We start from the raw sequence: 13336 nt of genomic DNA, 5'->3' as shown, positions 1-13336 counted from the left end.
GTACCCGGTCCAACTGTGTTGACTGTTAGGCCGCCTTCGCGAGCAAGCCCGCTCCCACAGTTTGAGCGCGGGGCGTCAGATAGATAGGGGCCGGCTGTGAGGCCGTCATCGCAGGCAAGCCAGCTCCCACATTTGATCTTCGTTGCCTTGAGCATGCGTTCGCTTAACTGGGGGGCATGCCGCCTCTGTCAGAGCTGACGCCCGACAATCGGTTCGCCAATGGCCAGGAAATTCCCCCCCGCCACATGGTGCAACGTGCGCAGTTCATCATGCCCTTCAAAATGCCAGTGGCCCTCGCTGAAGACCCGCTCATCAGCATAAGCCGCGACCACTTCGCCCAGGAACAGGTCATAGGCCTGCTGATTATGCGGCTCGGGCAGCAGGCGGCACTCCAACCAGGCCACACAGCCTTCCAGCATCGGCGCCTCGGTGTGCTCACCGCTGAAACTGTGCAGGCCGTAGGCCGCGAATTTATCGGTTTCAACGCCGCGGGTATTGCCCACCGTCTGCACCAGATCAGCCTGCGCAACACAAGGCACCTGCAACACAAAGGTACCAGCGCCTTCCAGTAGCTCGCGAGTCCAGGTGGCCTTGTCGAGCACCACCGCGACTTTCGGTGGTTCGAAATCCAGCGGCATGGCCCAGGCAGCGGCCATGATATTGCGCTGGCCGTTGTGGGCTGCGCTCACCAACACGGTCGGCCCGTGGTTGAGCAAACGGTAAGCCTTGGACAGTGGGACGGGGCGACGGAACGTAGGGCTCATGGTCGATCAGCTCTGCAAGCGAGAAAAGACCTAAGATACCTCAAGCATAAGCCCCACAGGTCAGCTCGACAGCTGATTGGCAAACTGCCCGACCGCACTCACCACTTTTTGCGCACCGTCTTGAATCTCGACGATCACGGTACCCGCCTCGGCCGCCAGGGCCAGGCCCTGCTCGGCTTGCGCACGCCCGTCGGCCATCAAGGCCACCGCGTCGCGGGCCATGTCCTGGTTCTGGCGCACCACACCGACAATTTCCTCGGTGGCTTTGCTGGTGCGTGACGCCAGTTGCCGCACTTCGTCGGCCACTACCGCAAAGCCACGCCCCTGTTCACCGGCACGCGCCGCTTCGATGGCGGCGTTGAGCGCCAGCAGGTTGGTTTGCTCGGCAATGCCACTGATGGTCTTGACGATACTGCCGATCACTTGGGACTGGGCATTCAACGCCTCGATGCCTTCACCGGCCTGTTGCATGTGCTGGGCCAGGTCGCGCATCACGTCCACGGCCTGGGTGACCACGGTGGTGCCGCGCTGAGCGCTGTCGTCGGTTTGCAAAGAGGTGCTGTAGGCGATATTGGCGGCCTCAGCCACCGCCTGCTCGCGGTTGACCTGCTCGGTAATGACCGTGGCGAACTTGACCACTTTGTACAGCCGCTCATTGGCATCCACCACCGGGTTGTAGGTGGCCTCCAACCACACCAGGCGGCCGTGGCTGTCCACACGTTTGAAACGCGCGGCGACGAACTCACCAGCGTTCAGGCGCTTCCAGAACTGTTGGTATTCGGCACTGTTGTATTCCTGCGGTTCACAGAACATACGGTGATGCTTGCCTTCGATCTGCGCCAGGCTGTAACCCATGGCGCCGAGGAAGCGGTCATTGGCGGTGAGCACATGCCCTTCCAGGTCGAACTCGATCAACGCGGTGGAACGCATCAACGCAGTGATGAGGTTTTCATGTTCACGCGAACTCTCGATGGTGCGGGTAAGGTCGCTGGAGAACATCGAAAACTGCTTGATGCGCCCCTCCGAACTGCGCACCGGCTGCACGATTGAGCGCAACCAGGCTTCCTTGCCATTGCCACGCATCAGGCGCACGGCGCCGGCAAAGTGTTCGCCGCGGGCCAGCGCCTGCTTGAAGCGCAGCTGGAACGGGTCCTGGCGCACATGGGCTGGCACCAGGTCTTCGATCGCGCGCCCGACAATCTCACCGAGTGAATAAGCCAGTTCCTGCAGGAAGTTGGCATTGGCCCACTCCACGCGGCCTTCAGGGTCCAGTGTCAGGCAGAGCATTTCGCTTTCCAGGCTCTCTTTCACCTGGAGCAAGCTCGACAATTCTTCGCGCAGAGCGGTCAGCTCTTGCTTCAGGCGGGTGTTGAACATGGGGCACCGTTAGGCAAGTGAGGTGGGTGTTCTAACCTGCATCGGCGCTGCCGGGGTTTTCTGAAGAGCGCTTGAGCCCTGGGCCCAACTATATTTTCAACCGCCATTGTTACGGCATACGCCCATGACCTGATACTCCAGGGTATTGAGCTTGCCGCTGGAGTCCTCATAGGTCATGCGCGACGGCACGGCGTTGCACGAACGGATCGGCGGCGTCACGTTGACGACCTTGGCAATGTCCAGGTCCATGCCATAGCGGTAGGCCTGGACCTCGGGCACCGGCTTGCCTTTTTTGATGGCGTAAGCGGCCATGGCTTTCTCATTGCGCTCCATCATCAGGGCAAAGGTGCGATCCCCGCCCCCTTCGGCCAGTGCGCCAAATGACAAGACTGCGGTTAACACACCCAAGCCTAATTTATAAAAGTTCATCACAGGTTCCTCGACTGGAAAGTTCAGTGTCGAGAGTAACCAGTGAACCCTGACGCCAGGTTCACCAGAACATTACTTATTTGTTAGATGGCCTTTAGTTTCCAAAATTGTAATGTGCAAGCCATGCAGCTGTTATCCGCCATTTGCAACTATCAACCAGGGCCAGATCAATAAAAACGCCCGCCTCTATAAGAGCCGATAACTGCCATCACCGAGGAGCGCATCATGAGCATTCGTCATTACACCCTTCCCTTTTCACTGATGGCTGCACTGCCCATGGCCGCCATGGCGGTGGAGGACAAGCCCGAGGGTTTTATCGAGGGCAGCCGCATCAACGTGCTGGCGCGCAATTTCTACTTCAACCGCGATGACCGCAAGGGCCAGTCCAGCCCTACTGGCAATGGCTATTCCGAAGCCTGGGCCCAGGGCTTTATTGGCAAATTCGAATCCGGTTTTACCCAGGGCACCGTGGGTTTTGGTCTGGACGCGTTCGCCATGTACGGCCTTACCCTTGACTCGGGCAGCGGCCGCAGCGGCGGCAAAGGCTCGTTCGGCGTGCTGCCGGTGAACAGCGACAACCAGCCGGAAAACAGCTACAGCAAAGTCGGCGGCGCTGCGAAACTGCGCGTGCTGGACACGGTGATCAAGGCCGGCGACGTGTTCCCACTCACCCCGGTCGTGGCCTACGGCGACTCTCGCTTGCTGCCCGAGAGCTTTCGCGGCGTCACCCTGCAAAACACCAGCCTGGAAGGCTTGAGCCTGCAAGGCGGACGCTTGAGCGGCATGAGCCAGCCCAGTGAAAGCGGCATGAACAAAGGCTTTGCCACCTTCTATGCGGGCAAGGTCGACTCGCCCTGGATCGCCTACTTCGGCGGTGACTACCAGCTCAACAGCCACCTGGGCTTTAGCCTCTACAGCAGCCGCCTGAAGGACGCATGGGATCAGTACTACTTGGGCAGCAACGCCAATTACGCGCTGAGCGACGACGTGTCGGTGTTCGGCGACTTCAACTATTACAAGGCCGTGGACGAAGGTCAGAAACGGCTCGGTGAGTTCGACAACAACATCTGGAGCGCCACGCTCGGGGTCAAGGTCGGTGCCCACAGCGTGGCCGTGTCGCACCAGCGTAACAACGGTGACGATGACTTCGACTACCTGCGCCAGTCAGACTCGATCTTCCTCAATAACTCGATCCAGTACAGCGATTTCAACGCCCCCAAGGAGCGCTCATGGATGGTGCGCTACGACCTGGACATGCAGGCGTTCGGCATTCCCGGCCTGTCGTTCATGACCCGCTACGGCAAAGGCACCGGCGCCGACTACAGCAACGCCAATGCCGTGTATATGCGCCGCGATGCAGCGGGCAACCCCTTGACCGATCAACGCCGCTGGGAACGGGACATCGAGGCCAAGTACGTGGTGCAAAGTGGGCGTTTGAAGGACTTGTCCCTGCGCTTGCGCCAAGCCACGGTACGCTCCAGTGCGTTTGAGTCAGACCTGGAAGAAGTTCGTTTTATTGCCGAATATCCATTGGCCGTGCTGTAGCCCTTACATTCGCTCGCGATTAACTAACATCTGTTCACAAATAGTCGGTTATCAAAATTGTAATATTGGCCTCAGCTTCTCGTTAAGTGGAACTTTCTATACTCGCTTCAACTTATTCACCGAGCACATTCATCTCTGAAGCTTTTGTGTAGCTCCTTTGGAAAGAGATGAATTTTTAACGCCCCGCTTGGGGCGTTTTTTTTGCCTGCGGCGCCATGCGGCCGATGGTCGCAGTTGACCCTGAAGCTACTTTAGCCTTCAGACTTTTCCTACTCCGATAACCGCCGCCATAGGGACATGGGCGCCTTCTCTCCCCTAATTCAAGAGGTAACTCCCATGCGTATTCTTGTGGTTGAAGACGAGCAGAAAACCGCCGACTACCTGCAACAGGGCCTGAACGAAAGTGGCTACGTGGTCGACTGCGCCGCCAATGGCATCGACGGCCTGCACCTGGCCGGGCAACACGCCTATGAACTGGTGATTCTGGACGTCAACCTGCCGGGCAAGGATGGCTGGCAAGTGCTGGAAGAATTGCGCCGCAATGGCACCCAGCGCGTGATGATGCTCACCGCCCGTGGCCGGCTGGCTGACAAGATCAAGGGCCTGGACATGGGCGCCGACGACTACTTGGTCAAGCCGTTCGAGTTTCCGGAACTGCTGGCACGGGTGCGCACCCTGATGCGCCGCAGCGAGCACATTCCACAGCCGGAAGTGTTCCGCGTCTCGGACCTGGAACTGGACCCGCGCCGCCACCGCGCTTATCGCGGCGCCCGGCGCATCGACCTGACCACCAAGGAGTTCGCCCTGCTGCAAGTACTGATGCGCCAGACCGGCGAAGTGCTGACCCGCACACAGATTATTTCCCTGGTGTGGGACATGAATTTCGACTGCGACACCAATGTGGTGGAAGTCTCCATCAGCCGCCTGCGCGCCAAGGTGGATGACCAGAGCGAGGTCAAGCTGATCCACACCATTCGTGGCGTGGGGTACGTGCTGGAAGCGCGCCCATGAAGACCGGCAGCCTGTCGATGCGCCTGGGCCTGACGGTCAGCCTGATGGGCGCGGGCCTGGTGCTGCTGCTGGCAACCCTGGCCTACCTGGCCCTCACCCATGAGCTGGAAAAGCTCGCGCGCAAGAACCTGGAAAGCAAGATGGAACAGATCCAGCACAGCCTGGCGCTGGGCCTGGACGCCCATGGTATTCGCGCCCGCCCACACTCACTGATGGACCTGGTGATGGGCCACGACAACTTCCACCTGACCATAGTCGGCACCGCACCCGAGAACAGCGTGCTGCTCAACGTCGGCAGCAAGCCTCAGGAACCACTGCTCACCGACTTCAAGCCACGGGAAACCCTGGGCTACCTCAATTGGGTCGACAGCTACGGCAACCAGATACTCAGTGCCTCCAGCCTGATGCGCCTGGCCAGCGGCGAGCGGGTGCGGGTGCTGCTGTCCCTGGACCGCATGGACGACCAGGCGCTGCTCAGTGCCTACCTGCGCGCCACGCTGATTGCGCTGCCGCTGCTGTTGATACTGATTGGCATGGGCGCCTGGTGGCTGGTGCAACGCGGCCTGGCGCCGTTGAAGCAGTTCAGCCAGGTGGCGGCGAAAGTCACCACCCAAGACCTCACCCATCGCTTATCCGTAGACAACCTGCCCCACGAACTGGGTGAACTGGCCCACGGCATCAACGTGATGCTCGACCGCCTGGATGCCGGGGTGCAGCAACTCTCGCAATTCTCCGATGACCTGGCCCACGAGCTACGTGCGCCCTTGACCAACCTGATGGGCAAGGCCCAGTTGACCCTGTCGCGCCAGCGCCCGCCGCAGGAATACAAGGCGGTGCTGGAATCCAACACCGAAGAGCTCGAACGCCTGGCGCGGATTGTCAGCGACATGCTGTTTCTGGCGCAGGTCAGCCACCCGGCGGCGCGGGCCTCCTTCACCGAGGTGTCCCTGGCGCAGGAAGCCCAGCGCGTGATGGAGTTGTTTGCCCTGAGTGCCGAAGACAAACACGTCACCCTGAGCCTGCGCGGTGATGCCTGGGTGACCGGCGACCGCCTGATGATTCAGCGGGCGATTTCCAATTTGCTCTCCAATGCTATTCGCCACACACCCGAGGCCTCTACCGTGTTGCTGTTGGTGGAGACCTACGAGCAGAGCGTATCGCTGTCGGTGGGCAACCCGGGGCGAGGCATTGAAGCGCACCACCTGCCGCACCTGTTCGAACGGTTCTACCGCGCCGACAGCAGCCGTACCCGTGCCGAGGGCGGTACCGGGTTGGGGTTGGCCATTGTGAAGTCGATCATGCATTTGCATCAGGGCCATGCTCATGTCACCAGCCAGCCTGGGCGTTTTACGCGGTTCAGCCTGGTGTTTCCCCAGACTCTTGAAGCACCGCTGTCCCCTTGTGGGAGCGGGCTTGCCCGCGAAGGCGGTATATCAGTCAGTACAGGTATCGACTGACCCGGCGCATTCGCGAGCAAGCCCGCACACATTGGGGTTGCGGCGTCTTCGAGGTTGTCAGGTGGTCTCTTCATCGCGGCGATGAGCCCATTGGTACAACGCCGGCAGCACCAGCAATGTCAGCAAGGTCGAGGAAATAATCCCGCCAATCACCACCGTTGCCAACGGGCGCTGCACTTCGGCGCCGGTGCCGGTGGCGAGGGCCATGGGGATAAACCCGAGGGACGCCACCAGCGCGGTCATCAGCACCGGACGCAGGCGGGTCAACGCGCCTTCGTGGATCGCCACCGATAACGAGCGACCTTCCTCGCGCAGGTTTCGGATGAAGGCGATCATCACCAGGCCATTGAGCACCGCCACACCTGACAAGGCGATAAAGCCCACCCCCGCTGAAATCGACAACGGGATATCGCGCAGCCACAGCGCCATGATCCCGCCGGTGAGCGCGAAGGGGATGCCGGTAAACACCAGCAGGCCGTCCTTGAGGTTGTTGAACATCATGAACAGCAAGCCGAACACCAGCAGCAACGCCACCGGCACCACGATGCGCAAGCGCTCAGAAGCCTCTTTCAACTGTTCGAACTGGCCGCCCCAAGTGGTCCAGTAACCGGCGGGGACTTTCACCTGGGTGGCGATGGCGGCCTCGGCCTCTTCGACAAACGAGCCGATATCGCGCCCGCGCACGTTGGCGCTGACGATCACCAGGCGTTTGCCGTTCTCGCGGCTGATCTGGTTGGGGCCCAGCACCAGGTCAAGGCTGGCAACCTGGGACAAGGCGATAAAGCCCAACTGCCCCGAGGTACTGCTCGCCAGCGCCGGCACCGGAATCAACAGGCGTGACAAGCCGTCGATATCGGTGCGCAACGTGTCGGACAAGCGCACCACCATGTCAAAACGCCGATCGCCCTCGTACAACGTACCCGCCTGGCGCCCACCGACAGCGACGGCGATGGTGTCCTGCACATCGCCCACATTCAGGCCAAAGCGAGCGGCTTTGTCGCGGTCGATATTGATGGTCAGCACCGGCAGGCCGGAGGTCTGTTCCACCTTCACTTCCGAGGCGCCGTTGAGTTTCTGCAAGGTCTCGGCGATTTCCCCGGCGGTGGTGTTGAGCACCGCCATGTCATCGCCAAACACCTTCACTGCCACGTCGCTGCGCACCCCGGAAATCAGCTCGTTGAAGCGCAACTGGATCGGCTGCGACAGCTCATACACGCTGCCCGGCACAATCGCGCTGGCCCGTTGGATGTCAGCGATGATTGCCTCGCGGGACTTTTTCGGGTCTGGCCACTGGTCCTTGGGTTTGAGCATCACGTAGCTGTCGGAGATATTCGGCGGCATCGGGTCGGAGGCAATTTCCGCCGTACCGGTGCGCGCAAAAACGCGCTCGATTTCCGGCACTTGGGCCAGCAAGGTTTTTTCCAGTTGCTGCTGCATCTGCACCGATTGCGTCAGGCTGGTGCCGGGCACACGCAGCGCCTGTTGGGCAAAGTCGCCTTCGCTGAGGCTGGGGATAAATTCACTGCCCATGCGGCTGGCGACCAACCCCGACACGACGATGGTCAGTGCGGCCAGGCCGAACACCAGGGGCCGACGCACCATCACCCAGTTGAGCACCGGGTCATACACCCGACGCGCACTGCGCATGACGAAGTTTTCTTCTTCCTTGACCTTGCCGGTGACGAACAACGCAATCGCTGCCGGTACGAAGGTCACCGACAGAATCATCGCGCCGAGCAAGGCAATCACCACCGTGAAAGCCATGGGGTGGAACATCTTCCCGGCCACGCCCGTGAGAGCGAAGATCGGCAGGTACACCACCATGATGATCAACTGCCCGAAGATCAGCGCACGTCGCGCCTCCTTGGCCGCGGCGAACACTTCGTGCAGGCGCTCACTGCGGGTCAATAGCCGGCCATGCCGGTGTTGCGCGTGGGCCAGGCGGCGGATGGCGTTCTCGACGATCACCACCGCACCGTCAACGATAATGCCGAAGTCCAGCGCGCCCAGGCTCATCAGGTTGGCGCTGACTTTGTTGGTGAACATGCCGGTGAAGGTGAACAGCATCGCCAGCGGAATTACCATCGCCGTGATCAGCGCTGCACGGATATTACCCAAGAACAGGAACAACACCGCCACCACCAGCAATGCACCTTCGAAGAGGTTTTTCTTCACGGTGGCGATGGCTTTTTCCACCAGGTTGGTGCGGTCGTAAACGGTGACCGCCACCACACCTTCGGGCAGCGAGCGGTTGATCTCCTCCAGCTTTTTCGCCACCGCCTGGGACACGCTGCGGCTGTTCTCACCGATCAACATGAACACCGTGCCCAGCACCACTTCACGGCCATTTTCGGTGGCGGCGCCGGTACGCAGCTCACGACCAATGTCGACCTGGGCCACATTGCGCACGCGGATCGGCGTGCCGTCCGAGGTGGTGATGACAATGTTGGCGATGTCGTCGATAGACGCCACCTGGCCCGGCGCGCGGATCAACAACTGTTCGCCGCTGCGCTCGATGTAACCGGCGCCGACGTTGGCGTTGTTACGCTCCAGCGCCGTGACCAGATCGTTGAGGGTCAGGTTGTAAGCGGCCAGACGCTTGGGGTCTGGCGCAATCTGATATTCCTTGGCGAAGCCGCCAATGGTATTGATCTCGGCCACGCCCGGCACGTTGCGCAGTTGCGGTTTGATGATCCAGTCCTGGATCACCCGCAGGTCGGTGGGGGTGTACGGGGTGCCGTCCTCTTTGCGCGCGCCGTCCTCGGCTTCGACGGTCCACAGGAAAATTTCCCCGAGGCCGGTGGAAATCGGCCCCATCGCGGTTTCGATGCCGTCGGGCAATTGCTCACGGGCCACTTGCAAGCGTTCGTTGACCAGTTGGCGGGCAAAGAACAGGTCGGTGCCGTCCTTGAAAATCACCGTGACCTGGGACAAACCGGAACGCGACAGCGAACGCGTCTGCTGCAGGCCCGGCAGGCCGGCCATGGCCGTCTCGATGGGAAAGGTAATGCGCTGCTCGGTTTCCAGCGGCGAAAAACCGGCCGCCGCCGAGTTGATCTGCACCTGTACGTTGGTGATGTCAGGCACCGCGTCGATGGGCAGTTTCTGATAGCTGGCGATGCCGACACCGGCCATCAACAGCACCGCCAGCAACACGATGATGCGCTGCTCGATGGCGAATTGGATAAGGCGCTCAAACATGGGGAATCACTCGCAGGATCAATGGGCGTGTTCGGCCGAGCCTTTGCCCAGTTCGGACTTGAGGATGAAGCTGCCAGCCGTCGCCACCTGCGCGCCGGCCTCCAGGCCTTTGCGCACTTCGACGTAGCCGTTTTCACTGACGCCCAGTTCAAGATGGCGGGTGATAAAGCCGTCCGCGGTGCGCACAAACACCGAGGGTTTGTCCTCGACGGTCTGGATCGCGGTTTGCGGTACGGTGACCTTGGCCTGGTAGGTATCGGTGGCCACCTGCACGGACACGAACAAGCCCGGGCGCCAGGCGTCGTCGGGGTTGGGCACCGTCACACGCACGGTGGCGGTGCGCGTTTGCTCACCGAGCAAGTTGCCCACATAGGCCACGGTGCCCAGCACTTCGGTGCCCATTTCCGTCGAGCTGACTTTCACCGGTTTGCCCACGCGCACCTTGTTCAAGTCCTTGGGAAACACGCCGAAGGTGACCCACACCTGGGACAGATCCGAGAGGGTGAAGGCATTGCTGGTTTCACTGACCACCTCGCCCACCCCCAGGTGTTTTTCCACCACCACACCGGCGAAGGGCGCACGCAGTTCATAACGATTGCCGCCGGCCAATACCGCGCTACCGCTGAGCGCAGTCATCTTTTGTCGCGCATTGTTCAGGGCGATTTCGGCTTCTTGCAGGGTTTGGCGCGCCAGCAGGTAATCCTGTTCGGCAGAGATTTTGTCCTGCCACAACTGACGCTCGCGCTGGAAGGTGGTGCGCGCCAGTTCGACCCGGCGCTCGCTGGCGGCCAGTTCGCTGCGCTGGTCGGAAATCTGCTGGCTGGCGATCACCGCCAACAGTTCGCCCTTTCTCACCGACTGGCCCAGGTTGACCTTCACCGCCTCCACCACGCCCGCCGCACGGGGCACGATGTGGGAGGTGCGGTCTTCATCAAAACGCACCTCGCCCGGCAGCGTCAGCACGGTGCTGATAGCGCGCGGTTGCGCCTGGGCCAACTGGATGCCGGCGGCTTGAATCTGCTGCTCGGTGAGTTCGAGCTTGCCTTCTTCTTCCTCGGCGTGGGCCAAGCCCGACAGCATCAGGCCCAGGGCGACGGCGAGCGCCATGCCATGTTTTTTGTTCATCAGGAGACTCCAGGAAAAATCAAAAGCGGGCGAGGTCGCCGTAAATGCGTTCGATGCGTACCCAGGCCTCGGTGGCCTGGGCGGTGGCCGCAAGGTATTGGGTACGGGCCGCGATCAAGGTGCGCTGGGCGTCGAGCACGTCGAGGAAGTTGAACTTGCCCATCTCGAAGCCACGGGTGGCGCTGTCTACCGCACTTTGTGCGGCGGGCAGGATCTGCTGGTTGAACGCACGCACTTCGGTGTTCGCGGTTTGCCACAGGTCCAGGGCCTGGCGGGTTTCGGTACGCAGGCGCAACTCGGCGGCGTTGCGCAAGTCGCGGGCCTGGTCGGCGCGTCGAGTGGCCGCGAGGATGTTGCCCTGGTTGCGGTTGAACAGCGGAATGGGCATCGACACGCCCACCAGGTTCACCCGTTCGCGTACGCTGGCGTCGTATTGGCTGCCGATGGACACGTCCAGGTCCGGAATGCGCTGGGCTTTTTCCAGGCCCACGCTGGCTTCGTTCTGCACAATGTTGAGTTCGGCCAGACGCAGTTCCGCAGTCTGTTCAAGACGAGCCAGCAATGGCGCCGCGGCGGGTAACGCCGGCACGGAAGTGCTTGGCGTAGCGACGGCCTGGAAGTCGGTGGCGGCGCTGCCGGTGCTGGTGGCCAGGCGACGGTAGGCGTCAGTGAGGCCGATCTGGGCGCGGTTCAATTCCAGGCGGATTTCCGACACCTGCACCTGGGCGCGAGTGGCTTCCACGGGTGACGACTTGCCAGCGGTGACGCGCCCGTTGGCGACCACCAGGCCGCGTTCGGCAAGCGTCATGGAGCGTTGCGCCAGGTCGAGGCGTTCCTGGGCACGCAGGGCGCCGTAGTAGCTGTCGATGACCTCGGCGCGCAACAAGTTGCGACGCTGCTCCAGGGTCAGCGCGGCGGCATCCTGGGCGCGGGTGGCCACTTCGATACGCGCACCGCGCTTGCCGCCCAGTTCCAGGGTCTGGCTGAGCTTGATGCTGGTGGTGCGGCTGTTGCGGCGGGTGTCTTCGGCGTCCCAGGAGGCCACCGGGTTGGGGATCAGGCCGGCCTGTTGGCGACCGCCTTCGGCGATGTCGATTTCCCATTGTGCGACCGCCAGGTCCGGGTTGTTGGCGAAGGCGGTTTGCAAGGCTGCATCGAGGGTGAGGGGTTGTGCCTGGGCGGCGTTTGCGGATATCCACAGTGCCAATGCCGCCGCCCCCAACAGTGTTCTAACAAAAATTGCCATAACGAGAGTTCCACGCCCATGAAGTCGCTGAGGTTTCCCAGCGGGGGCAATGTAGCTTTCGGTACTTATCAGGGCCGTGGGCGAAAGATTACAAATCCGTTAGTCAGGCTCAGGCATGCACCTCGTCATGCTCGTCGTGCGTGAATCCCTCGCCCTCCACTTGGATCGTGGCGTGGGAAATATCGAATTGTTCGTGCAGTAACTCCGTCACTCGGCTGAGGATCTGTTGCTCGCTGCCTTGGGACGCATCCGCGACCAGATGCGTACTCAGCACGTTCTTGCCACTGGTGAGGGCCCAGATGTGCAGGTCGTGCACGTCCTTGACCCCAGGCACGCTGCGAATGCCCTGCTCCACCTGCTCGATATCCACCCCCTCCGGCACACCTTGCAACAGGATGTTCATGCTCGTCTTGAGCAACGTCCAGGTGCGCGGCAGCACCCAAAAACCGATGGCGGCCGCGACCACGGAATCAACCCATCCCCAGCCGGTGAACATGATCACCAGCGCGGCAATGATCACGCCGACGGAGCCCAGCATGTCGCTCCAGACTTCCAGGTAGGCGCCCTTGACGTTGAGGCTCTCGCCGCTGGCGGCGCTAAGCAGACGCATGGAGATCAGGTTGACCACCAGCCCCAGCAGCGCAATCACCAGCATGCCGGTGGACTGGATCTCGGCAGGTGCCTGCAGCCGCTGGTAAGCCTCGTACAAGATGTAGAACGCCACGGCGAACAGCAGCAATGCATTGAAGGCGGCTGCCAGGATCTCGAAGCGCGCGTAACCGAAGGTGCGCTTGCGATCCGCCGGGCGCTTGGCGACCTGGATCGCCACCAGGGAAATCGCCAGGGCCAGGGCGTCGGTCATCATGTGCGCTGCATCGGACAACAGCGCCAGGCTGCCGGTGACAAAGGCACCGATGACTTCGGCGAGCATGAAGCTACCGGTGAGCCCCAAGGCGATCCATAACTTGCGTTCGTGGCCGGCGCGTACTTGGGCGTGGCTGTGTCCTGCGCTCATGAAATGTCCTCGTGGGTTGGGATGGGGCGGATCATAGAGCTATAGGCCAGATCCACGGGCATGGTTTGCAAAATTGTCATCTGAGCGCCAGAGGGTCGTTAGCTTCGGGCGCACCAAAATCGTTCATGCACGCGCAGGGAAAGCTCTATCAGGTATGCTTTTCAGG

At 61.4% G+C, this 13336-nt stretch carries 9 protein-coding genes and 2 pseudogenes; 3 read left to right on the top strand and 8 right to left on the bottom strand.

The window, feature by feature from the left end; all coding sequences use genetic code 11:
- Positions 1-188 precede the first annotated feature (188 nt).
- The 4 genes and pseudogenes from A7K61_RS19345 to A7K61_RS19335 all read right to left on the bottom strand — a co-directional run bounded on the left by A7K61_RS19345 (position 189) and on the right by A7K61_RS19335 (position 2570).
- A complete protein-coding gene (locus tag A7K61_RS19345; protein WP_044271293.1) occupies positions 189-764 on the bottom strand; it encodes a flavin reductase family protein in 576 nt (191 codons plus the stop codon).
- 60 nt (positions 765-824) lie between these two features.
- Positions 825-1256 (bottom strand): annotated as a pseudogene (locus A7K61_RS34250) (methyl-accepting chemotaxis protein); the annotation flags it as partial.
- A 108-nt stretch (positions 1257-1364) separates the two neighbouring features.
- Positions 1365-2051: pseudogene (locus A7K61_RS34245) on the bottom strand (PAS domain-containing protein); the annotation flags it as partial.
- Positions 2052-2237: 186 nt separating this feature from the next.
- On the bottom strand, positions 2238-2570 hold the full coding sequence (locus A7K61_RS19335; protein ID WP_044271288.1) for a DUF2790 domain-containing protein: 333 nt from the start codon (positions 2568-2570) through the stop codon (positions 2238-2240).
- 225 nt (positions 2571-2795) lie between these two features.
- Here A7K61_RS19335 and A7K61_RS19330 point away from each other — a divergent pair, with 225 nt between their 5' ends.
- From A7K61_RS19330 to A7K61_RS19320, 3 genes are all read left to right on the top strand, one after another.
- Complete coding sequence (locus A7K61_RS19330) at positions 2796-4115, top strand: OprD family porin (protein ID WP_069558168.1); 1320 nt, start codon at positions 2796-2798, stop codon at positions 4113-4115.
- 336 nt (positions 4116-4451) lie between these two features.
- A complete protein-coding gene (locus tag A7K61_RS19325) occupies positions 4452-5126 on the top strand; it encodes a heavy metal response regulator transcription factor (RefSeq protein WP_044271284.1) in 675 nt (224 codons plus the stop codon).
- Positions 5123-6583, top strand: a complete 1461-nt coding sequence (locus A7K61_RS19320; RefSeq protein ID WP_069558167.1) for a heavy metal sensor histidine kinase — start codon at positions 5123-5125, stop codon at positions 6581-6583. Before A7K61_RS19325 ends, A7K61_RS19320 begins: the two co-directional genes overlap by 4 nt.
- A gap of 57 nt (positions 6584-6640) precedes the next feature.
- Here A7K61_RS19320 and A7K61_RS19315 read toward each other — a convergent pair whose 3' ends face one another.
- The 4 genes from A7K61_RS19315 to A7K61_RS19300 all read right to left on the bottom strand — a co-directional run bounded on the left by A7K61_RS19315 (position 6641) and on the right by A7K61_RS19300 (position 13170).
- Entirely contained in the window at positions 6641-9784 is a 3144-nt protein-coding gene (locus A7K61_RS19315; protein WP_044271278.1) for a CusA/CzcA family heavy metal efflux RND transporter, read from the bottom strand.
- Between the two features lie 18 nt (positions 9785-9802).
- Complete coding sequence (locus A7K61_RS19310; protein WP_032893698.1) at positions 9803-10909, bottom strand: efflux RND transporter periplasmic adaptor subunit; 1107 nt, start codon at positions 10907-10909, stop codon at positions 9803-9805.
- Between the two features lie 19 nt (positions 10910-10928).
- Positions 10929-12155, bottom strand: a complete 1227-nt coding sequence (locus A7K61_RS19305; protein ID WP_069558166.1) for a TolC family protein — start codon at positions 12153-12155, stop codon at positions 10929-10931.
- Positions 12156-12264: 109 nt separating this feature from the next.
- Positions 12265-13170: a cation diffusion facilitator family transporter gene (locus tag A7K61_RS19300; protein WP_069558165.1), complete on the bottom strand. Its 906-nt coding sequence runs from the start codon at positions 13168-13170 to the stop codon at positions 12265-12267.
- Positions 13171-13336: the final 166 nt, after the last annotated feature.

The organism is Pseudomonas sp. AP42, from assembly GCF_001728935.1.
GTDB lineage: Bacteria > Pseudomonadota > Gammaproteobacteria > Pseudomonadales > Pseudomonadaceae > Aquipseudomonas > Aquipseudomonas lactis.
This window is presented reverse-complemented; position numbering and strand designations above follow the sequence as displayed.

Excerpts from the sequence above, each read along its gene's own strand:
- A7K61_RS19345 (WP_044271293.1), bottom strand. The coding sequence starts at position 764 with ATGAGCCCTACGTTCCGTCGCCCCGTCCCACTGTCCAAGGCTTACCGT.
- A7K61_RS19335 (WP_044271288.1), bottom strand. The coding sequence starts at position 2,570 with ATGAACTTTTATAAATTAGGCTTGGGTGTGTTAACCGCAGTCTTGTCA.
- A7K61_RS19330 (WP_069558168.1), top strand. The coding sequence starts at position 2,796 with ATGAGCATTCGTCATTACACCCTTCCCTTTTCACTGATGGCTGCACTG.
- A7K61_RS19325 (WP_044271284.1), top strand. The coding sequence starts at position 4,452 with ATGCGTATTCTTGTGGTTGAAGACGAGCAGAAAACCGCCGACTACCTG.
- A7K61_RS19320 (WP_069558167.1), top strand. The coding sequence starts at position 5,123 with ATGAAGACCGGCAGCCTGTCGATGCGCCTGGGCCTGACGGTCAGCCTG.
- A7K61_RS19315 (WP_044271278.1), bottom strand. The coding sequence starts at position 9,784 with ATGTTTGAGCGCCTTATCCAATTCGCCATCGAGCAGCGCATCATCGTG.
- A7K61_RS19310 (WP_032893698.1), bottom strand. The coding sequence starts at position 10,909 with ATGAACAAAAAACATGGCATGGCGCTCGCCGTCGCCCTGGGCCTGATG.
- A7K61_RS19305 (WP_069558166.1), bottom strand. The coding sequence starts at position 12,155 with ATGGCAATTTTTGTTAGAACACTGTTGGGGGCGGCGGCATTGGCACTG.
- A7K61_RS19300 (WP_069558165.1), bottom strand. The coding sequence starts at position 13,170 with ATGAGCGCAGGACACAGCCACGCCCAAGTACGCGCCGGCCACGAACGC.